The sequence below is a fragment of the Amycolatopsis silviterrae genome, assembly GCF_042684085.1.
In the GTDB taxonomy this organism is placed as follows: domain Bacteria; phylum Actinomycetota; class Actinomycetes; order Mycobacteriales; family Pseudonocardiaceae; genus Amycolatopsis; species Amycolatopsis silviterrae.
The window spans coordinates 177,271-196,098 of record NZ_JBHUKS010000017.1; the positions used below are offsets into that span (position 1 = coordinate 177,271).

22 protein-coding genes are annotated in these 18,828 nt (G+C 70.5%); 13 read left to right on the forward strand and 9 right to left on the reverse strand.

Going from position 1 to position 18,828, the window contains the following annotated elements:
* The first annotated feature begins 1 nt into the window (after position 1).
* Entirely contained in the window at positions 2-1,450 is a 1,449-nt protein-coding gene (locus ACFSVL_RS25060; RefSeq protein WP_378307988.1) for an amidase, read from the forward strand.
* On the opposite strand, the gene ACFSVL_RS25065 is transcribed toward ACFSVL_RS25060, so the two are convergent.
* Positions 1,417-2,277: an alpha/beta hydrolase gene (locus ACFSVL_RS25065; protein ID WP_378307989.1), complete on the reverse strand. Its 861-nt coding sequence runs from the start codon at positions 2,275-2,277 to the stop codon at positions 1,417-1,419. The genes ACFSVL_RS25060 and ACFSVL_RS25065 overlap by 34 nt on opposite strands.
* Positions 2,274-3,491, reverse strand: coding sequence for a metal-dependent hydrolase family protein (locus tag ACFSVL_RS25070; protein ID WP_378307990.1), 1,218 nt, complete (start codon positions 3,489-3,491; stop codon positions 2,274-2,276). Before ACFSVL_RS25070 ends, ACFSVL_RS25065 begins: the two co-directional genes overlap by 4 nt.
* A gap of 52 nt (positions 3,492-3,543) precedes the next feature.
* Here ACFSVL_RS25070 and ACFSVL_RS25075 point away from each other — a divergent pair, with 52 nt between their 5' ends.
* The gene (locus tag ACFSVL_RS25075; protein WP_378307991.1) at positions 3,544-4,104 is read left to right on the forward strand and encodes a TetR/AcrR family transcriptional regulator; all 561 of its coding nucleotides are present in this window, start codon (positions 3,544-3,546) and stop codon (positions 4,102-4,104) included.
* 375 nt (positions 4,105-4,479) lie between these two features.
* On the opposite strand, the gene ACFSVL_RS25080 is transcribed toward ACFSVL_RS25075, so the two are convergent.
* On the reverse strand, positions 4,480-5,235 hold the full coding sequence (locus tag ACFSVL_RS25080) for an IclR family transcriptional regulator (protein ID WP_378307992.1): 756 nt from the start codon (positions 5,233-5,235) through the stop codon (positions 4,480-4,482).
* A gap of 39 nt (positions 5,236-5,274) precedes the next feature.
* Between ACFSVL_RS25080 and ACFSVL_RS25085 the strand changes: the two genes are divergently transcribed.
* Positions 5,275-6,177 carry an acetaldehyde dehydrogenase (acetylating) gene (locus tag ACFSVL_RS25085; protein WP_378307993.1) on the forward strand — a complete coding sequence of 301 codons (903 nt, stop codon included), beginning with the start codon at positions 5,275-5,277 and terminating at the stop codon, positions 6,175-6,177.
* Complete coding sequence (gene dmpG, locus ACFSVL_RS25090; RefSeq protein ID WP_378307994.1) at positions 6,174-7,199, forward strand: 4-hydroxy-2-oxovalerate aldolase; 1,026 nt, start codon at positions 6,174-6,176, stop codon at positions 7,197-7,199. Before ACFSVL_RS25085 ends, dmpG begins: the two co-directional genes overlap by 4 nt.
* On the opposite strand, the gene ACFSVL_RS25095 is transcribed toward dmpG, so the two are convergent.
* Positions 7,193-7,798, reverse strand: coding sequence for a TetR/AcrR family transcriptional regulator (locus tag ACFSVL_RS25095; protein WP_378307995.1), 606 nt, complete (start codon positions 7,796-7,798; stop codon positions 7,193-7,195). The genes dmpG and ACFSVL_RS25095 overlap by 7 nt on opposite strands.
* Before the next feature lie 91 nt (positions 7,799-7,889).
* Here ACFSVL_RS25095 and ACFSVL_RS25100 point away from each other — a divergent pair, with 91 nt between their 5' ends.
* The 5 genes from ACFSVL_RS25100 to ACFSVL_RS25120 all read left to right on the forward strand — a co-directional run bounded on the left by ACFSVL_RS25100 (position 7,890) and on the right by ACFSVL_RS25120 (position 13,420).
* Positions 7,890-8,828 carry an oxygenase MpaB family protein gene (locus ACFSVL_RS25100; RefSeq protein WP_378307996.1) on the forward strand — a complete coding sequence of 313 codons (939 nt, stop codon included), beginning with the start codon at positions 7,890-7,892 and terminating at the stop codon, positions 8,826-8,828.
* Positions 8,829-8,896: 68 nt separating this feature from the next.
* A complete protein-coding gene (locus ACFSVL_RS25105) occupies positions 8,897-9,925 on the forward strand; it encodes an LLM class F420-dependent oxidoreductase (RefSeq protein WP_378307997.1) in 1,029 nt (342 codons plus the stop codon).
* Positions 9,926-10,099: 174 nt separating this feature from the next.
* Entirely contained in the window at positions 10,100-11,407 is a 1,308-nt protein-coding gene (locus tag ACFSVL_RS25110) for an MFS transporter (protein WP_378307998.1), read from the forward strand.
* Entirely contained in the window at positions 11,404-12,819 is a 1,416-nt protein-coding gene (locus ACFSVL_RS25115; protein WP_378307999.1) for a pyridoxal phosphate-dependent decarboxylase family protein, read from the forward strand. The genes ACFSVL_RS25110 and ACFSVL_RS25115 overlap by 4 nt, the downstream gene beginning before the upstream one ends.
* 16 nt (positions 12,820-12,835) lie before the next feature.
* Complete coding sequence (locus ACFSVL_RS25120; protein WP_378308000.1) at positions 12,836-13,420, forward strand: hypothetical protein; 585 nt, start codon at positions 12,836-12,838, stop codon at positions 13,418-13,420.
* 9 nt (positions 13,421-13,429) lie between these two features.
* Here the strand turns inward: ACFSVL_RS25120 and ACFSVL_RS25125 are convergent, their stop codons facing one another.
* A complete protein-coding gene (locus ACFSVL_RS25125) occupies positions 13,430-14,149 on the reverse strand; it encodes a dienelactone hydrolase family protein (protein WP_378308001.1) in 720 nt (239 codons plus the stop codon).
* Between the two features lie 229 nt (positions 14,150-14,378).
* On the opposite strand from ACFSVL_RS25125, the gene ACFSVL_RS25130 reads away from it, so the two are divergent.
* On the forward strand, positions 14,379-15,227 hold the full coding sequence (locus tag ACFSVL_RS25130; protein WP_378308002.1) for an NADP-dependent oxidoreductase: 849 nt from the start codon (positions 14,379-14,381) through the stop codon (positions 15,225-15,227).
* A gap of 54 nt (positions 15,228-15,281) precedes the next feature.
* Here ACFSVL_RS25130 and ACFSVL_RS25135 read toward each other — a convergent pair whose 3' ends face one another.
* From ACFSVL_RS25135 to mrf, 4 genes are read right to left on the reverse strand one after another with little or no spacing between them, the layout of a single operon-like run.
* Positions 15,282-16,376 carry a GTP-binding protein gene (locus ACFSVL_RS25135; RefSeq protein WP_378308003.1) on the reverse strand — a complete coding sequence of 365 codons (1,095 nt, stop codon included), beginning with the start codon at positions 16,374-16,376 and terminating at the stop codon, positions 15,282-15,284.
* A complete protein-coding gene (rpmF, locus tag ACFSVL_RS25140) occupies positions 16,373-16,531 on the reverse strand; it encodes a 50S ribosomal protein L32 (protein ID WP_378308004.1) in 159 nt (52 codons plus the stop codon). Before rpmF ends, ACFSVL_RS25135 begins: the two co-directional genes overlap by 4 nt.
* Complete coding sequence (locus ACFSVL_RS25145; RefSeq protein ID WP_378308005.1) at positions 16,531-16,794, reverse strand: type B 50S ribosomal protein L31; 264 nt, start codon at positions 16,792-16,794, stop codon at positions 16,531-16,533. Before ACFSVL_RS25145 ends, rpmF begins: the two co-directional genes overlap by 1 nt.
* Positions 16,791-18,038, reverse strand: coding sequence for a ribosome hibernation factor-recruiting GTPase MRF (mrf, locus tag ACFSVL_RS25150; protein ID WP_378308006.1), 1,248 nt, complete (start codon positions 18,036-18,038; stop codon positions 16,791-16,793). Before mrf ends, ACFSVL_RS25145 begins: the two co-directional genes overlap by 4 nt.
* A gap of 78 nt (positions 18,039-18,116) precedes the next feature.
* Between mrf and rpmB the strand changes: the two genes are divergently transcribed.
* Genes rpmB through rpsN form a run of 3 tightly spaced genes read left to right on the forward strand, consistent with a single transcriptional unit; the run spans position 18,117 to position 18,826 of the window.
* Positions 18,117-18,353: a 50S ribosomal protein L28 gene (gene rpmB, locus ACFSVL_RS25155; RefSeq protein WP_378308007.1), complete on the forward strand. Its 237-nt coding sequence runs from the start codon at positions 18,117-18,119 to the stop codon at positions 18,351-18,353.
* Positions 18,354-18,521, forward strand: coding sequence for a 50S ribosomal protein L33 (gene rpmG, locus ACFSVL_RS25160; RefSeq protein WP_116205050.1), 168 nt, complete (start codon positions 18,354-18,356; stop codon positions 18,519-18,521). It begins immediately after the preceding gene.
* Positions 18,521-18,826, forward strand: a complete 306-nt coding sequence (gene rpsN, locus ACFSVL_RS25165; protein WP_378308008.1) for a 30S ribosomal protein S14 — start codon at positions 18,521-18,523, stop codon at positions 18,824-18,826. Before rpmG ends, rpsN begins: the two co-directional genes overlap by 1 nt.
* The last annotated feature ends 2 nt before the right edge of the window (positions 18,827-18,828 follow it).

An 18,828-nucleotide genomic window follows, 5' to 3' on the forward strand; every position in this document is an offset into this window, starting at 1 on the left:
GATGAACATCGACGAATACGCCTCCCTTGACGCGACCGCCCTGGCCGCGGTCATCGCCTCCGGCGAGGTGACCGCCGACGAGGTGGCCGAGGTCGCGATCGAGGCCATCGGCAAGGCGGACCAGGAGCTGAACGCGGTCGCGGACGGTCCGTTCGAGCGCCCGCTCGGCTACTCGCGCGACGGCCGGTTCGCCGGGGTCCCGTTCGCGATCAAGGACCTCGTCCTGCACGCCGCCGGAGTGCCGACCCGGATGGGCACGCGGCTGCTCGGCAAGGGCGTCGTGCCGCCGGCGGACACCCACCTGATGGAGCGGTTCCGCGCGGCGGGCCTGGCGACGCTGGCCGTCACGACCACCCCAGAGCTGGGGTTCAACGGCAACTCCGAAGCGCTGGCGTACGGCTCGACCCGCAATCCGTGGAACACCGCACACAGCGCCGGAGGGTCCAGCGGCGGTTCGGCGGCCCTCGTCGCGGCCGGCGCGCTCCCGATCGCGCACGCCAACGACGGCGGCGGCTCGATCCGCGTACCGGCGGCCTGCAACGGCCTGGTCGGCCTGAAGCCGACCCGCGGCCGGGTGCCCGCCGGTCCGGACTTCGCCGACCCGCTGTACGGAATGGGCGTCGAACTCGCGGTATCGCGGACCGTCCGGGACACCGCGGCGCTACTGGACGAGGTCGCGGTGAGCTACCCGGGCGACCCGTACGTCCTCGCGCCGCCCGCGCGCCCGTGGCTGGACGAAGTCGGTGCCGACCCGGGCCGGTTGCGCATCGCCGTGCACACCGAAGCCTGGTCCGGCAGCTACGTCGACCCGGAGGTGGCACGCGCGGTCGAGGCGGTCGCGCAGGTGCTCGAAGCGGCGGGCCACCACGTCGAACGCGCGACGCCGGTGTTCGAATGGGAGTCGTTTCTCCACGCGAATCACGTGCTGTGGTGCGGATTCCTGGCCGGTGCCGTCGCGGGCATCGAAGAGATGACCGGAGTGGCCGCGAGCCCGGAGAACCTCGAACGCACCTCGTGGGCGTGCGTCGAGTACGGCCGCTCGATCAGCGCGATGGACCTGACCGCGGCGCTGGGCGCGGTCAACGTCGTCTCCCGGGAAGCAGGCCGGTTCTTCACCGAATACGACCTGCTGCTCACCCCGACGATGAACACCCCGGCCCTGCCGCTGGGCCGCCTCGACGCGAACGCCGACCTCGCCGCGGCCGACTGGACCAGGCACCTCTTCGACGCCTGCTCGTTCACGCCGCTGTTCAACCAGACCGGTGCGCCGGCGATCAGCCTTCCGCTCGGCCAGTCGTCGCAGGGCCTGCCGATCGGCGTCCAGTTGGGCGGTCCGGTGTGCTCGGAGTCGCTGTTGCTGCGCGTCGCCGCCTACCTGGAGGAGGCCATGCCGTGGGCGGACCGGCGGCCCGCGGTTCACGTCTCCGAGGCGCGGCAAGTCCTGAGGTAGCTGAGGAAAGAGGACTGCAGGCCGGTCACGTGCGTCTCGCGCAGGACCGCGCTGGTGACGGCGGCGTCGCGGGAGCTGAGACGGTGCAGGAGAGCGGTCGTGTTCTGCGCGAGGCTTTGGTACACGGCCAGTTCCCCAAGAAGCTCTTGTTCGTTGACCGTGACATGCAGCTTGGCGGCAGGCAGGCTGTCGCCGAGTTCTTGGAGCTGCGCGAAAATCTTGCTCTCTTCCCCGACAACGCCGGGGCTGCCCGCTCCGATGCTCTCGAAGAGCGGGTTGCCGCTGAGCCAGGCGTAGAGGCTGAAAAGCCCGCCGTAGGAATAGCCGAAAAGGCCGTGCCCGCTGGAGGCGGTGCCGTAGGCGCGTTCGATCCGCGGGTGCAATTCCTCGGTGAGGAAGCTCAAGAACGCATCGGCGCGGGTGTCGCGCAATTCGGCGAGATAGGCGTCGGCCTGCTCGCGGGTCATCCGTCCGGTTTGGATTCCCATTTCCACGGCGTCGACGAACTCCTGGGCGACGGGCTCGCCCGGCGGCACGAGGTCCCGGTTGCGCAGCCGTGCCCAGTGTTCCGCTTCCTCGCCCGCGTAGCCGACGCTGACCTGGACATAGGGCTGGATCGGCTGCATGGGGTCCGCTTGGGTGACGATGAGCGGAGCGGTCTGGCCCACCGCCCAGTTGCCGTCGAGCACGTACACGACCGGCGCTTTCGTGGTGGCGGGGTCGTAGCCCGGCGGCCGGGTGACCCAGACGCCGTAGTCGTTTCCGCCGCGGGAAAGCATTTCGAAGTAGTCGGTGTCGGCGAGGCAGCCTTGCCACATGGTGCTCATCGGAGGTCCTTCACGATACGCCCGGCCTTGACGACGACGATCGCGTTGGCCGGGTCGGCGAATATCTTCGGATTTTCGAGCGGATTGCCGTTCCAGAGCACGAGATCCGCCTGCCGGCCGGGAGCGAGCACGCCCACCTGGTCCGCCAGGCCGAGGATTTCGGCGTTGGTCTTCGTGGCCGCCACGAGAGCTTCCATCGGGGTCTGCAGCACTGCGCGCAACCGGAGTTCCTCTCCGCGGCGGTTCTGGGCCGGGCCAATGAGATCAGACCCCAGCCCGATCCGCACCCCGGCCGCCTCGGCGACCGCGAGCGCCTCGGCCATCCGCTCGCGAACGCCCAGCACGCGGTCGCGGGTCGACTCGCCGAGTCCCGCTCCGGCGGTGTCGTGCAGCAGTTGCTCCACGACAGCGAACGTCGGCACCAAGGCGACTCCGCGCGCGGCCATCAGGGCGGCTGTCGGTTCGTCGAGGTCGGTGCCGTGCTCGACGCAGCGCACGCCGGCCTCGATCGCGTTGCGGATGCCTTCGCTGTTGTGCGCGTGCACCGTCACGTAGGTGCCTCGCGAGGCGGCTTCCTGCACCGCGACGGCGATCTCTTCGATGGTGAACTGCGTGTCGGACAGCTGGTCGTGCGCGCCGACCACTCCGCCGGTGACGCAGAGCTTCAGGAAAGAGGCACCGCGACGGAAGGCTTCGCGCACGTTGCTGCGCAGCTCGGTCGCGTTGCCGGACATCATCGACAGCGCGCACAGGCCTGGGATGTGATGGCTGCTCCACAGCTCGGTGGGCTCCCATTCGGCCCCGTAGTAGCCGTGCCCGCCGATCTGGCACTGCACCGGGCCGCACGACAGGACGCGCGGTCCCCGGACCTTGCCCTTGGCGATCGCGGTGACGACGCCGCCGTCGATCCCGCCGGTGTCCCGGACGGTCGTGAAGCCGGCGTCGAGGGTCGCGCTCGCGGTGGCGAAGATGTCCGCCGCGATCTCGGCGGCACTGAGCTGAAACGAGAACTGCGGCTGGATCGGGCTCGACAAGCCGAGGTGAACGTGTGCGTCGATCAGCCCGGGCGTCATGGTGAGCCCGTCCGCGTCGAGGCGCTCGCCGGACGTGCCGTTCTCGGTGATCAGCCCGTCTTCGACGGTGACCGTGGTTTTGGCGGGATCGCGCCCCGACCCGTCGACCACCGTCGCGCCGACTATCTGAAGACCTCCCACGAGCCGTCCCTCCGCCGTTGCACCGTTCTTTTCCAATGGATAAACTGTGTGGGTGACCTTGTCAAGCACGGACGCCCGCGAACGGCTGCTGGCCCGGCTGGTCGACGCCTTCGGCGGGGACCTTCCCGAGCCGGAGGTGTCGCTGCGCGAGATCGCCGCGCGGGCCGAGACCAGCCATGCCCTGCTGCGCTACCACTTCGGGTCGCTGCCCGGCGTTCTGGCGGCGATGCTCAAGGCGCAGCGGACCCGGGACAACGAGGTGCTTTTCAAGACCGCCCGGCACAGCACATTCGACGAGTTCGTGGTGGCGATCTGGCGGACCTACACCAGTCCGGCGCAGCTGTCGCGGGTCCGCGGGTTCTTCCACGTCGCAGGACTGGCGGCGTATCGGCCGGAGGACTTTCGCGAGCTGGTCGAGTCGCTGGACGACCTGACCGAAATGCTGGCCTCGCTCGCGGAACGCGAAGGCCGCGACGCGAAGGAGGCGCGGACGATGGCGACCGTCGCCGTCGCCGCGATCCGCGGGCTGTTGTTGCAGGAAGTGCTGACTCAAGCCGTCCCGTCGGAGGACGCGGTCGCGTTGATCCTGCGGATGTGCAAGGCCGGTCCGTGAAGGGCCCCCTTCACGGACTTGGATTCCCATGCCAGGGACTTAAGCCGAGTGGTTTCAGCCTGCTGACCATCCATAAAGGACACCCGCTTCAGCGAAATGCCCGATTAACGCCGGTATGCCCGTTTCTTCAAGTCCGTGAGGGGAACCCTGGGGGAATCTGATTCCCTCAGGGTTCCCCTCACGGACGACACGCCCAGTTCCCGCCGCCCGCGATGGCCCCGACGCGAGCCAGTTCGGTCCGCGAGCCGCTTCGGCCTGGGCGGACACGCCTCAGCTGCACCCATAACGCTGCCGTAAGTCCCCGGCATTGGACCCAGATTCCCTCAAGGAGTCCTCACGGACCGACCCGCCGGGCAACGGTAGGCGGCGGAGCGGTCAGGTCTCGGAAACCGTGCGGGACAACGCCAATGCCACCGTGCGGACCGCGGGCGCGACGCGTTCGGTCCGCATCCGGGTCGCCCAGCCGGAGATCGACACCGCCGCCACCGCGAGCCCGTTCGCGTCGACGAGCGGGCTCGCCGCGCACACCACGCCGACCCCGGATTCCTCGCGCTCGAACGCGATCCCGTCCTCGCGGATCCGCGCCAGCTGACGGCGCAGCAACCCGGGCGCGGTGATCGTCCGCGGGCTGACCCGGGGCAGTCCGGCGTCGATCACCCGCGCCACCACGTCGTCGGGGGAGCGGGACAGGATCGCCTTGCCGACCCCGGTCGCGTGCGCGGGGAACCGGCCGCCGGTGCGCGAGGGGAGATCCGGCGCGTCCGGTCCGCGCAGCACGTCCAGGTACACCACCTCGGTGCCCTCCAGCACCGCGAGATGCACCGTGTTCCGGGTGGCCTCGCGCAGATCCGCCAGGTACGGCCGCGCGGCTTCGACCAGGCCGCGGCGGCGCAGCGCCAGCTGGCCGATCTCGAACAGCCGCAGCCCGAGCCGGACCGACGTGCCCTCGCGTTCCAGCAGGCCGGTTTCGGCCAGGTGCCCGGCCAGCCGGTGCACGGTCGTCTTCGCCAGGCCGGTCCGCCGCGCCAGTTCGGACACGCCCAGCGCGTCGTCGCCGGGGCGGAAGGCTTCCAGCACGGCGGCCACGCGAGCCGTCACGAGCCCGTCGCCGTTCCGTCCAGTGGTACGCATGGGTTGAGTGTGCCCCATCCCGGCGAGCACCGTGCAGGCATGGCGGAACGCAAGGTGACGGCCGCGATCGTCGGCCCGGGCAACATCGGTACGGACTTGCTGGCAAAACTCCAGCGCAGCGAGCACGTGGAAGTGCGCTACATGGTGGGCGTCGACCCCGCTTCGGACGGGCTCGCCCGTGCCGCGAAGCTCGGGCTCGAAACGTCGGCCGAGGGCGTGGACTGGCTGCTGTCGCGCGCGGAACTGCCGCAGTTGGTGTTCGAGTCGACCTCGGCGAAGGCGCACAAGGCCAACGCGCCGCGCTACGCCGAAGCGGGGATCCGCGCGATCGACCTGACGCCCGCCGCGGTGGGCCCGCTGACCTGCCCGGCGGTGAACCCGCCCGGCCAGCTGACCGACCGCAACGTCAACATGATCACCTGCGGCGGCCAGGCGACCATCCCGATCGTGCACGCGGTTTCGCGGGTGACGCCGGTGTCGTACGCGGAGATCGTCGCGTCGGTGTCGTCGCGCTCGGCCGGACCCGGCACGCGGGCGAACATCGACGAGTTCACCGAGACCACCGCGCACGCGATCGAGCAGGTCGGCGGGGCGGACAAGGGCCGCGCGATCATCATCATCAACCCGATGGACCCGCCGATGATCATGCGCGACACGGTGTTCTGCGCGGTCGACCCGGACGCCGACTTCGACGCGATCAGCGAATCCGTGCACCGCATGGTGAAAGACGTCCAGCAGTACGTCCCCGGCTACACCCTCAAGGCCGACCCGCAGTTCGACCCGCCGCGGCCGGACTGGAGCGGCAAGGCCCGCGTGGGCGTGTTCCTCGAGGTGGCCGGCAACGGCGACTACCTGCCCAAGTACGCGGGCAACCTCGACATCATGACCGCCGCCGCCGCGCGGGTCGGCGATCTCTTCGCCGCTCAGGAGGTGGCCGCGTGAACAACACCGACGTCCGGCTCGTCGACACCACTCTGCGCGACGGCAGCCACGCGATGGCGCACCAGTTCACCGAGAAGCAGGTGCGCGACACCGTCCGCGCGCTCGACGACGCGGGCATCTCGCTGATCGAGGTGACCCACGGCGACGGCCTCGGCGGCTCGACCTTCAACTACGGCTTTTCCTTGGTGGACGAGCGAAAGCTCATCGCCGCCGCGGTCGACGAGGCGAAGCAGGCGAAGATCGCCGTGCTCCTGCTGCCCGGCCTCGGCACGGTCACCGACCTGCGCGCGGCGGCCGATCTCGGCGCGGGCGCGGTGCGGATCGCGACGCACTGCACCGAGGCCGACGTGTCCATCCAGCACTTCGGCGCGGCTCGCGACCTCGGCCTCGAAACCGTCGGATTCCTGATGCTGGCGCACATGTCGTCGCCGGAGGACCTGGCGAAGCAGGCCCGGATCATGGTCGACGCGGGCTGCCAGTGCGTGTACGTCGTGGACTCCGCGGGCGCGCTGATCCTCGACGACGCGACGGAACGGGTCGCCGCGCTCGTCGCGGAACTCGGCGACGACGCCCAGGTCGGCTACCACGGGCACCAGAACCTGAGCTTCGGCGTCGCCAACTCGGTGCTCGCGTACCGCGCCGGGGCCCGGCAGATCGACGGTTCGCTCGCCGCGCTCGGCGCCGGCGCGGGCAACTCGCCGACCGAGGTCCTCGCGGCCACCTTCGAACGGCTCGGCATCAAAACCGGGGTGGACAAAGACGTTCTGATGGAAGCCGCGGAGAACGTGGTGAAGAAGTACCTGACCCGGCTGCCGGTGATGGACCGGTCGTCGATCATCCAGGGCTACGCCGGCGTGTACTCCAGCTTCCTGCTGCACGCCGAACGCGCGGCCGAGCGCTACGGCGTCCCGGCGCACGAAATCCTGTACAAGGTCGGCGAAGAACGCTACGTCGGCGGCCAGGAGGACATGATCATCGACATCGCGCTGCGGCTGCGCGACGAGCGGGCAGCCGCTCAGTGAGCCCCCGGGTCGAAAGCGTCCGCGCCGAGCACGAGCTTCACGCAGTGCTCGACGAGACGCTCGCGGCTCACCTTCAGCGTGCCGTCGAGGTACGCGATGAACACGTTGCTGAGCGCGCCGACGAGACCGATCGCCACGAGCTGGCGGCCGGTCTCGTCGCCGCGCGACAGCTGTTCCCCGACGAGGCCGGTGAACACCGGGAGGAGGTGCAGGCCGCGGCTGGTCAGCGCCGGATCGGTCAGCGGCGCGAGCAGCAGCACCCGGCCCTTGCGCGGATCGTCCAGCATCAGCTCCACGAAGGCGGTCACGGCGCGTTCGGCGCGGCGGCCCGGATCGGACTCGTCGGACACCGCGTCGGCCAGCGCCCGCCGCGCCTGGTCCCCGACGTCCTCGTAGACCGCGGCGACCAGGCTTTCCCGGTCGGCGAAGCTTTCGTAGAAGTACCGCTCGGTGAGCTTCGCGGACCGGCACACCGCGCGGACGCTCACCGCCGCGCTGCCCCGCGCGCCGAGCAGGTCGAGCCCGGCGGCCAGCAGCTGCGCGCGGCGCTGGGCCTTGCGGTCGTCCAGCGTCGTGCCCGCCCACGTGCGGCCCGGCATACCCGCTCCCGTCCCGAGTTGACCACAGATGTTGTCACATCCTAACCTGACAACAGCTGTAGTCACTTCGCCGACCCGCCGAGGAGCCGCGATGAGCAGGGACGCCCGCGAAGCACCCGAACCGCTGGGACCGGACTCGCTGACGTGGAAGTACTTCGGCGACTGGCGCGGGCTGCTGATCGCGCTGTGGGCCGGGTCGATGCAGAACATGCACCCTGGCCTCGGCGCGGGCGTCGAGGAGCATTCGCGGTTTTTCGAGGAACGCTGGCAGCGGCTGTTCCGTTCGCTGTACCCGATCGGCGGCGTGGTCTACGACGGCCCGCGCGCGCACCGCACGGCGCTGGAAGTCCGCGGCTACCACGACCGGATCAAGGGCGTGGACGCGAAAGGCCGCCGCTACCACGCGCTCGACCCGGACACCTATTACTGGGCGCATTCGACGTTCTTCGTCAGCACCATCCTGATCGCCGACAATTTCATGGGCGGCATCGGCGAAGAGGAAAAGCGCACGCTGTTCGACGAGCACGTGCGCTGGTGGCGGATGTACGACATGACGATGCGGCCGGTGCCGGAGTCGTGGGAGGACTTCCAGCGGTACTGGAAGCACATGTGCGCCGAGGTGCTGGAGGACAACAAGGCCACCCGCGACGTGCTCGACCTCCGCGGCATCGCGAAACCGCCGTTCCTGCCGTGGCTGCCGGATCCACTGTGGACACCGGTCGCGAAGATCATCGCGAAACAGTTCGTGTGGCTGACCGTCGGCATGTACGACCCGGAGGTGCGCGACCTGCTCGGCTACCGCTGGCGCGCGCGGGACGCCCGGCGGCACCGGCGCGTCGGGAAGCTGATCAACGCGGCGTTCACGCTGCTTCCGCACGATCGCCGCTACCATCCGCGGGCACGGGCGGGCTGGCGGCGCGCCCGCGGCGAACTGGCCGCGGGGACGCCGCCGGTCGAAACCCCGCGCCGCAATCTTCCGCCGCTCGCCGAGCGCGGGAAACCGGAGCACTACTCGCCGGACGTGCCGTGAAGGGAACCCTGAGGGAATCAGAGTCCCTCAGGGTTCCCCTCACGGACTTTCGAGATCAGGAGGGCTGGATGAAGCTGGGCTTTCACCTCGGGTACTGGGGGAGCGGGCCGATCCCCGGCGCGCGGGAGAGCGTGCTCGAAGCCGAACGGCTCGGGTTCGACTCGGTGTGGTCGGCCGAGGCGTACGGGTCGGACGCGTTCACGCCGCTGGCCTGGGTCGGCGCGGCGACCAGCCGGATCAAGCTCGGCACCAACATCGTGCAGATGTCCGCGCGCACCCCGACCGCGACCGCGATGAGCGCGCTGACCATGGACCACCTCTCCGGCGGCCGGTTCGTGCTCGGGCTCGGCGCGTCCGGCCCGCAGGTGGTGGAGGGCTGGTACGGCCAGCCGTATCCGAAGCCGCTGGCACGCACGCGCGAGTACGTCGAGATCGTGCGCAAGGTGCTGGCCCGCGAGGAGCCGGTGACCATCGACGGGCAGTTCTTCCAGCTGCCGCTGCAGGGCGGGACTGGACTCGGCAAACCGCTCAAGCCGACCGTCCACCCGCTGCGCGCCGACCTGCCGATCTACCTCGCCGCCGAGGGCCCGAAGAACGTCGCGCTGGCCGCGGAGATCTGCGACGGCTGGCTGCCGCTGTTCTTCTCGCCCAAGTCCGACGCCTTCTACCGGGCCGCGCTGGAGGAGGGTTTCGCCCGCCCGGGCGCGCGGCGGAGCAGCCTGGACGGCTTCGAGGTCGCCGCGTCGGTGCCGGTGATCGTGCACGACGACGTCGAGGAGGCGGCGAGCTTCATCAAGCCGGCGCTGGCGTTGTACATCGGCGGCATGGGCGCGAAGAGCGTGAACTTCCACCACGACGTGTTCGCACGGCTCGGGTACGCGGACGTCGCGGACCAGGTGCAGGAGCTGTACCTGGCCGGACGCAAGGAAGAAGCGGTCAAGGCGATTCCGACGTCGCTGGTCGAGGACACCTCGCTGATCGGCCCGGCGGAGAAGATCCGCGAGGAACTGTCGGCGTGGGAAGACACCGTGGTGACGACGCTGCTGCTGCGCGGGGACGCGGGGTCGCTGGCGAAGGCGGCGAAAGCACTGTCCTGAGGTGGAGTCGTGAGTGCCTATCCCGGTTCTAACCGCGATAGGCACTCACGAGTCCGTAATCGGCCCGGTACGGCCGGTGCATCACGACGGTGGCACGATTCCTCCCGACCACTACCGGGGACCGGCGAAGATCCACTAGGCATGCGTTCGTCGTTCCGCCTTCGAGGAGGACCTTTGGCGTCGCTGTCCCGCCGCACGAGATTCCGCTACTCGCTCGGCTCCTTCGTCACCGGCGGGTTCGGCACCGTGCCGGGGCTGCTCCTGCTCCCGTACCTCACCGACACGATGGCCGTGCCCGCCGCGGCGGCCGGGATCATCGTGTTCGTGCCCAAGGCGTGGGACGTGCTCTTCAACCCGGTCGCCGGACGGCTGTCGGACGCCGACCTCGCGCGCACCGGCAGCAGGCGGCGCTTCCTGCTGCGCGGCGGCATCGGCGTCGCGGTCCTGTTCTTCGCGCTGTTCGCGCATCCCGGCTTCGGCACGCCGCTGTGGGACGCGACGTACGTCGTGGTGATGTTCTTCCTGTGCGCCACCGCGTACGCGTTCTTCCAGGTGCCGTTCAACGCGCTTCCGGCCGAGCTGACCGATTCCGCCGAGGAACGCACGAAGCTGACCAGCGTCCGGATCGGCGTGCTCGCGGTGGCGGTGCTGGTGTCCGGCGGCGGCGCCCCGGCGATCACCGACCTGCTGCCCGGCGTGGCGGGCTACCGGGTGATGGGCCTGGTGATGGCGGTGATCATCCTGGCCGCGACGCTCGGCGTCTACTTCGGCCTGAAGGGCGCGCCGGTCGGCTCGCTGCGGCCGAACACGGTGCGGCTCAAGGAATTGGCGCGCACCATCGCGCGGTGGCGTTCGTTCCGGTGGCTGCTGGGCGTCTACTTCATCCAGGCGCTCGGCATCGGCACGGTGCTGGCCTCGATCCCGTACTTCGCGCAGCACGTGCTGGGCGACCCGAGCTACCGCACCTACCTGTTCGTGGGGTTCGTCGGGCCCGCGCTGGTCACCATGCCGGTCTGGCCGCGGCTGGGCGCGCGCTGGGGCAAGCTCGCCGGCTTCCGGGTCGCCACCACGTCGTTCTTCGTCGGCCTGGTCGCGATGTACTTCGCCGATCAGCTGCCGTTCGCCGCGACGCTGGTGTTCGTCGCGCTGGCCGGCGTCGGCTACGCGGGCATTTCGGTGTTCCCGCTGGCGATCCTGCCCGACCTGATCAGCGCCGAGGAAGAGCGGACCGGCGAGACCAGGGCGGGCATCACGGCCGGCGTCTGGACCGCGTCCGAGACGCTCGGGCTCGCGCTCGGGCCCGGCCTGTTCGGGCTCGTGCTGCAGGCCGGGAGCTACGTGTCGAGCACCGGGACCGGCTCGGCGCCGCAGCCGCCTTCGGCGATCACCGCGATCGTGATCGGCACGTCGGTGCTGCCCGCGGTGCTCATCGCGCTCGGCATCCCGCTGCTGCGCCGCTCGGTACTGGAGAAGCAGCCGTGACCGACGTCCTGGCGCGGCTGCGCGAACTCCGCTCCGGCGACCTGCCGACGCACGGCGGCCGCACGCTGGCGTACGTGTACGACAGCGGACTGTCCGAAGTGGACGAGATCGCCGCCGCCGCGCACGCGCTGGCGAGTTCGGCGAACGGACTCGACCCGACGGCGTTCCCCAGCCTGCTGCGGATGGAAAACGACCTGGTCGCCCGCGCGGCCGCGCTGCTCGGCGGCACGCCGGACACGGTCGGCACGGTGACCTCCGGCGGCACCGAATCGTGCCTGCTGGCGGTCCTCGCCGCGCGCGACTCCCGGCCGGAGATCGCGCAGCCGTCGATCGTGCTGCCGGAAACCGCGCATGCCGCGTTCCACAAGGCCGCGCACCTGTTCGGCGTGCGGAAGGTCGTGGTGCCGGTCGATCCGGAGACCTTCCGCGCGGACCCGGCCGCGATGACAGCGGCGATCGACGACTCCACCGTGCTGGTCGTGGCGAGCGCGCCTTCGTACGCACACGGCGTGGTCGACCCGATCGAGGAGATCGCTGCCGCGGCTTCGGCCCGCGGAGTGCGGATGCATGTTGACGCGTGCATCGGCGGCTGGGTGCTGCCGTACTTCGCGAAGCTCGGCGCGGACCTGCCGCCGTTCGACTTCCGCGTTCCCGGCGTCACCAGCATTTCGGTGGACCTGCACAAATACGCCTACTGCGCCAAGGGCGTCTCGGTGCTGCTGCACGCGTCCGCGGACCTCCGGCGGCCGCATTTCTTCGCGAGCGCGGCCTGGCCCGGCTACACGATGCTCAACCCGACCCTGCAGAGCACTCGCTCCGGCGGTCCGCTCGCCGCCGCGTGGGCCGTCGTGCACCACCTCGGCGAGGACGGCTACCTGAAGCTCGCCTCGCGTACCCGGGAAGCCGTGGACCGGATTCGCGCCGGTGTAACGGAAATTCCCGGCCTGCGAGTGCTGGGCGATCCGGTGTCGACGCTGATCGCGTTCACCGGCTCGGACGGCTTCGACCTGTTCACCGTTGCCGACGAGATGAAGGCTCGCGGCTGGTACGTCCAGCCGCAGTTCGCGCACGGCACGTCTCCGCTGAACCTGCACCTCACCGTCACCGCCGCCAACCACGGCAGCGAACCGGAATTCCTCGCCGATCTGGCGGCCTCCGTCGAGGCGGCGCGCGCGGAAGGCCCGGTGCGGGTCGATCCGGACGTCGCCGCTTTCGTGGCCGCGCTCGACCCGGCGACGCTGACGTCCGAGCAGTTCGGCGGTTTGCTCGCCGCGGCGGGCCTGACCGGCGGCGACGGGCTGCCGGAGCGGATGGCCCCGATCAACGCGCTGCTGGCCGCGGCGCCGGAACCGTTGCGGGAACGGCTGCTGGTGGAGTTTCTCGGCGCGCTGTACACGCCGTCCCGGGAATAGCGCAACCGATCGGCCGGTGGCCCGTCTACCGACCGTGGGGAGTGTTGCGGAAAACCGGAGGCCGGGCCTGGTGCTGGCCGCGGTCGTGTTCGTGCTCGGCTGGCTGCTGGCGGCCGCGCTGAACTACTTCATCCTGTCCGTCAGCTTCGTGACCCCGGTGCCGGTCGGTGTGCTGCGCACGGCCGCGTGGCTGACCGCGGCGGTGGCCACCGCGGTCAGCGCGTGGCTGGCGTGGCGGCGGCTGAGCAGGCCGGGACTCGCCGGGTTCGCGGCGGTCACCGTCGCGGCGGCGGTGCTGATGGCCAGCGTGAACTGGGTGCACTTCTACGCGACCAGCTGGTACGCGATGCACCGGCCGGACTACGCCGAGGTGCTCCGCTACGTCGACCACCTCCCGCCGGGCGAGGGCCCGCCCCGAGGCATTTCGCGCCTCGACGGCGACGCGGGCGCACCGGTGTGGTTCATCCGGGCGCGGTCGGGGATTCCTGGCTGCGCTGAGGGTTTCGCCCACTTCGACGGTTCCCCGGGCTCCCTCGACGGTGCGGGCTGCGCTATCCGGCCGACGGTCCGGCTGGGCGATGGCTGGTGGTGGGTCGAGTAGCCGTCCCGGTCAGCCGATGCGCTTGAGCAGCGGCAGCAACCGTTCCCAGTGGCGTCGCAGGCCGGCGGGGTCGAAGGCGTCGGTGTCGGCCATGGTGAACCCGTGGATGGTGCCGGGGTAGATCTCGGACGTGTAGCTGAGCCCGGCGGCATCCAAGGTCCGGTTGAGTTCGCCGAGAGTTTCCGGTGTCAGATCGGATGCGGCGTGCCCGAAGTGCGCCTCGGCGGTGATCCGGGAGAAGCTGGCGGCGCCCACCGGGGCATGGAATCCGGCGACCGCGGCCACCTGGCCGGGATGGGCTTCGGCGGTGCGGGCGGCGAGGAGACCGCCGATGCAGTAGCCGGTCACCGCGACCGGTCCGTCGCTGACTTCGGGCTGGGCGGTGAGGAAGTCGAGGTAAGCGCCGGCGTCCCGCAGCACCAGTTCGGGAGTGTGCGCTTCGATCATGGGCATCAGGCGGGCGAAGATCCCGGGACGCTCGGCTTCGCCGATGAATTCGGGGAGTTCGAGCACCGGCGCCGGGCCGTGCCGGTAGAAGAAGTTGGGGACGAGGACGTAGTAGCCGTGCGAGGCCAGTTCCCGGGCCAGGTCCTGGATCACGGGCCGGATGCCGAAGCCGTCGGCGTACATCAGCACTCCCGGGTGCGGACGCGCGCCGACGGCGGGGAAGGCGGCGAACGCGTCGGCGAAGCCGTCGGGGGTGGGGATCCGCAGGGTTTTGTCGGGCATGAGTTCTCCTTGTCGTCGTGAGGGTTCGTGGTGATCCCGACGAAGGAGGCGGTGCCCGCGCGGCGCTCAGGAGAGCACCGGGTCGCCGATCCGTGTGTGGCGCGAGGCCGTCCCGGTAGACATCGCCGCCCAACCTATCCCATCCGGCAGCTCCGGTCATCCCGCGCCTTGACCTCCACCGGACTCGAAGTCGGACACTCGGGTGATCGACACGAGAGCTGGAGGCCGGATGGGCAGGGCGATGGGGTTCCGCGAGCCGGGCGGGCCGGAGCAGTTGCGGCTGGAGGAGGTGCCGGAACCGCATGCCGGTCCCGGGGAAGTCCGGGTCCGGGTGAAGGCGGCGGGGGTGCAGCCGTTCGACATCGCGGTGGTCGCGGGGATCATCCCGGCGCCGGAGCCGGGCGGGTTCACCGTGCCGGGCAACGAGTTCGCCGGGGTGCTCGACGAGATCGGCGAAGGCGTCGAAGGATTCGCGGCGGGGGACGAGGTGCTCGGCTTCGGCAGGCTGGGCGGGTATCAGGAGCTGCTGGTCGCCGGTCCGGACCAGATCGTGCGGAAACCGCCGGAGATGCCGTGGGAGGTCGCGGGTGCGTTCACCGCGGCGGCGCAGACCGCGGATATCGCGATGGAGCGGATCGGCGTCGGCCCGGGGGACACCGTGCTGGTGCACGGCGCGGCGGGTGCGGTCGGGGCGATGGCGGTGCAGCTTTCGCGGCTGCGCGGCGCGAAGGTGCTCGGCGTCGCGCGTCCCGTGTGGCACGAGCAGGTGCGGGAGCTGGGGGCGATTCCCCTTGCCTACAGCGAGGATTTCGTCGAGCGGGTGGCTCCGCACGGCGTCACGGCTGCCGTCGACGGGGTCGGCGGCGACGCGCTGGAGTACACCCTGAAGCTGATCGAGGACCGCACCCGGATTCTCACCCTGGCCGACCACGGCCGCGCCGACGAACTGGGCATCCGGATCACGCTGGACGCCCGCTCGGCGGCCCGCCTCGGCCGGCTCGCCGGTCTTTACGCGCAAGGCGAGCTGACCCATCAGGCGGGCAACGTCCACGGCAAGATCGTCCTCACGATGGACTGACCGGAGTCGTGAGTGGCAATGCCGGTTCTAACCGGGATAGCCACTCACGACCCCTCAGTGCACGTGCACCGGCTCCCACTCGGGAAACGGGTCCGCCGCCACCGCGCTGTCGGTCAGACACCCCTCAAGCGCGCCAAGCAGCGCCGCGTGCTCCAGACCGACCCCGATGAACACCAGCTCCTGCCGAGCCCCGTCGACCACCCCTTGCGGCTCGAACCGCGCGACGCTGCCCGCCTGCGACCACAGCCCGAGCGTGCCCGGACGCGTGCTGAGGCTGAAGAATCCCTTCGACCGCAGCACGGTGCCGAACTCGCCGGAGTCGAGCCGTCCGGTCACGAACTCCCACAGCCGCGCCGGGTCGAACGCGCGGCCGGAGCGGAAGACCACGCTGGAGATGCCGTACTCCTCGGTCTCCGGAACGTGGTCGCCGTTCAGTTCCGCGACCCAGCCCGGCGCCTGCTGCGCGCGTTCGGCGTCGTAGCGGCCGGTGCCGAAGACCCGCTCCAGCGGCACGCGGCCGAACTCGGCGGACACGACGTCGGCGGCCGGGTTGAGCCGGCGCAGCGACGCGAGCAACCGGTCCCGTTCGGTCGGGGAGACCAGGTCGGTTTTGTTCAGCAGCAGCACATCGGCGAACTCGACCTGGTCCATCAGCAGGTCGGAGACCGTCCGCTCGTCGCCGTCGTACTGGTCCAGGCTCCGCTCCGCCAGGCTGTCCCCGCGCGCCAGCTCCCGGGCGAAATTCGCCGCGTCCACGACGGTGACCATCGTGTCCAGCCGCGCCGACGACAGCACCGGGGCGCCGTCGTCTGTGGCGAACGAGAAGGTCGCGGCCACCGGCATCGGCTCGGAGATCCCGCTGGACTCGATCAGCAGATGGTCGAACCGGTCCTCGGCGCACAGCCGCGCGACCTCGTCGAGCAGATCCTCGCGCAGGGTGCAGCAAATGCACCCGTTGGTCATCTCGACCAGCCGCTCCTCGGTCCGCGACACGTTGTCCCGCACGAGCGCGGCGTCGATGTTGACCTCGCTCATGTCGTTCACGATCACCGCGACGCGCAGGCCGTCCCGGTTGGCCAGGATCCGGTTCAGCAGCGTGGTTTTCCCGGCGCCGAGGAATCCGGAAAGGACGGTAACCGGAACGCTCACCGCTCGAACCGCTGGAAGTGCTTGATCAGCTTGCGCGGCACCAGCTTCCGCTCGCCGTTCACGACGATCGGCACCAGGTCCGGCACCGCCGCCTTCCACTGCGAGCGCCGGGTTCGGGTGTTGCTGCGCGACATCTTCCGCTTCGGAACGGCCATCAGCGCGCACCCCCGGTCCGGCGCTGCCCGTAGCGGCGGTGGAACTTCTCGACCTGGCCCGCCGAGTCGAGGATCCGCTGGGTGCCGGTCCAGAACGGATGCGACCACGCGCTGATGTCGACCACCACGAGCGGGTAGGTGTTCCCGTCGGACCATTCGATCGTGCGGTCGGAGGTGGCGGTGGAGCGGGTCAGGAACGCGTCGCCGGTGGACGAGTCCTTGAAGACCACCGGGTGGTAGTCGGGGTGGATGCCGGGTTTCACAGGGTTTCGTCCTTCTGGTTGGCGGCGTTCGCGTGCCGGTCGGGTTCTTCGGTTTCTTCGCAGGGGTCCTCGTGCCAGTTCCCGAACGGATCGGGATAAACGCGCCAGGCGGTCTCGCCCTCGGCCAGCTCCGCGTCGGTCAGCAGAGCCGCGCGCAGCGCACTCTCGATCTCCGCCGGAGCGGCCTGGTCGGTGACGATCACCAGCTCCTGCGCGCGGTCGCCGTGCACCGGGTCCCAGCGCAGCGAGGCGAGCGTGCGGCGTTCGGGGGAGACATCGGCCCAGTCCGGCCCGTCCGGCGAGGCGAGCCACGGCCCGGCGTGCCCGATGCCGAGCCCGCCGCCCGCCGATTCGATCCAGAACGCGACGTCCGGCTGGCTGGCCACCCAGGCCCGGCCGCGGGTGCGGACCACGCCGTCGAGCAGCAGGTCGATCGCGTCGTGCAGGCGCTCTGGGTGGAACGGGCGCTGCGCGGTGAACTGCAGCACCTCGATCCCGCAGTCCGGGTGCAGCGGCGGCGCGCCGCGCAGCAACGCGCCGTGCAGGTCGGTGACCTCGCCGCGCCGGGCGTCGGCCGGGACGGCCGCGAACAGCCCGGCGGCGTCGGTGCGGGCCAGCTCCACGCGCGGCACGGACGGCGCGACGCGGTCCAGCACCGCTGAGGACTTGGCCGCGCACCAGGCATCCGGGGCCGCTCCGGCGAGCACGAGCACGTCCGCGGATTCCACTTGGGACAGTGCGACCTGCGCGACCGTCCGCTCGTCTTCAGGGCTGCCCTGCAGGCCGCGCTCGGCGAGCAGGTCGTCGCCGGTGACGTCGGCGAGCCAGGTCGCGCAGTCGAGGACGGTGAACACCGCTTCGAGTTCGACGTCGTCGCTCACCGGCCGGTCGCCGACCAGGACGTTGCGGACCGCCCAGCTCACCGGCTCCGGCTCCATCGCCTCGTCCAGCCGCACCACGATGCGGTCGACCTGCGGCATCCGGGCCAGCCGGCGCAGCAGCGGCAGCAGGTCCTCGCGCAGCGTGCAGTTGACGCACCCGTGCGCGAGCTCGAGCGGCGTCAGCTCGTCGCGGCCGCGCAGGAGGACCCGGCGGCGGACGACGCCGGAGCCGATGTCGCGCAGGTCGTGGTGGACGACGGCGGTGCCGGGGCTCGCGCGGAGCAGGAGCGCGGCGAGCGCGTCGCTGTGGGCCGGGGCGATCCCGCTGCAGAGCACGAGCGGGACACGCGGACGTTGGGGCACTGGATCTCCAGACGACGGGGCGGGGTACGGTGACGAGCGTAGTTGAACATGAATGTCACTATCAACTTGGGAGGGTTCGTGTCAGCCGTGTGCCAGGTCACCGGCCGCAAGCCGGGCTACGGCAAGCAGGTCTCGCATTCGCACCGCCGCACGTCGCGGCGCTGGGAGCCGAACCTGCAGACGCGCCGCTACTACGTGCCGAGCCTCGGCCGCACGGTGCGGCTCAGGGTGTCGGCGAAGGGCATGAAGACGATCGACAAGCGCGGCATCGACGCCGTCGTCGCCGACCTCGCGGCGAAGGGAGTGAAGCTCTAAATGGCGAAAAGCACCGACATCCGGCCGATCATCAAACTGCGGTCCACCGCGGGCACCGGCTACACGTATGTCACCAAGAAGAACCGCCGGAACAACCCGGACCGGATGGTCCTGCGCAAATACGACCCGGTGGCGCGCAAGCACGTCGAATTCAAGGAAGAACGCTGATGGCGAAAAAGTCGAAAATCGCGAAGAACGAGCAGCGCAAAGTGATCGCCGAGCGGTACGTGGAACGGCGGCGCGCGCTGAAGGCGGTGATCGCGTCGCCGTCCGCTTCGCCGGAGGAGAAGGCGGACGCAGTCGTTGCGCTGCAACGGATGCCGCGCGACGCCAGCCGCACGCGCATCCGCAACCGCGACGCCGCCGACGGCCGCCCGCGCGGGTACCTGCGCAAGTTCGGGCTGTCCAGGGTGCGCATGCGGCAGATGGCGCACAACGGGGAACTGCCCGGCGTTTCCAAGTCGAGCTGGTGAGG

Bases quoted from the DNA above. Each gene is read 5' to 3' on its own strand.
- rpmG (WP_116205050.1), top strand. From the start codon at position 18,354: ATGGCGAAAAGCACCGACATCCGGCCGATCATCAAACTGCGGTCCACC.
- rpmF (WP_378308004.1), bottom strand. From the start codon at position 16,531: ATGGCCGTTCCGAAGCGGAAGATGTCGCGCAGCAACACCCGAACCCGG.
- ACFSVL_RS25060 (WP_378307988.1), top strand. From the start codon at position 2: ATGAACATCGACGAATACGCCTCCCTTGACGCGACCGCCCTGGCCGCG.
- ACFSVL_RS25095 (WP_378307995.1), bottom strand. From the start codon at position 7,798: ATGCCGGGCCGCACGTGGGCGGGCACGACGCTGGACGACCGCAAGGCC.
- ACFSVL_RS25130 (WP_378308002.1), top strand. From the start codon at position 14,379: ATGGGCAGGGCGATGGGGTTCCGCGAGCCGGGCGGGCCGGAGCAGTTG.
- ACFSVL_RS25105 (WP_378307997.1), top strand. From the start codon at position 8,897: ATGAAGCTGGGCTTTCACCTCGGGTACTGGGGGAGCGGGCCGATCCCC.
- ACFSVL_RS25100 (WP_378307996.1), top strand. From the start codon at position 7,890: ATGAGCAGGGACGCCCGCGAAGCACCCGAACCGCTGGGACCGGACTCG.
- ACFSVL_RS25080 (WP_378307992.1), bottom strand. From the start codon at position 5,235: ATGCGTACCACTGGACGGAACGGCGACGGGCTCGTGACGGCTCGCGTG.
- rpsN (WP_378308008.1), top strand. From the start codon at position 18,521: ATGGCGAAAAAGTCGAAAATCGCGAAGAACGAGCAGCGCAAAGTGATC.
- ACFSVL_RS25065 (WP_378307989.1), bottom strand. From the start codon at position 2,277: ATGAGCACCATGTGGCAAGGCTGCCTCGCCGACACCGACTACTTCGAA.
- ACFSVL_RS25085 (WP_378307993.1), top strand. From the start codon at position 5,275: ATGGCGGAACGCAAGGTGACGGCCGCGATCGTCGGCCCGGGCAACATC.
- ACFSVL_RS25125 (WP_378308001.1), bottom strand. From the start codon at position 14,149: ATGCCCGACAAAACCCTGCGGATCCCCACCCCCGACGGCTTCGCCGAC.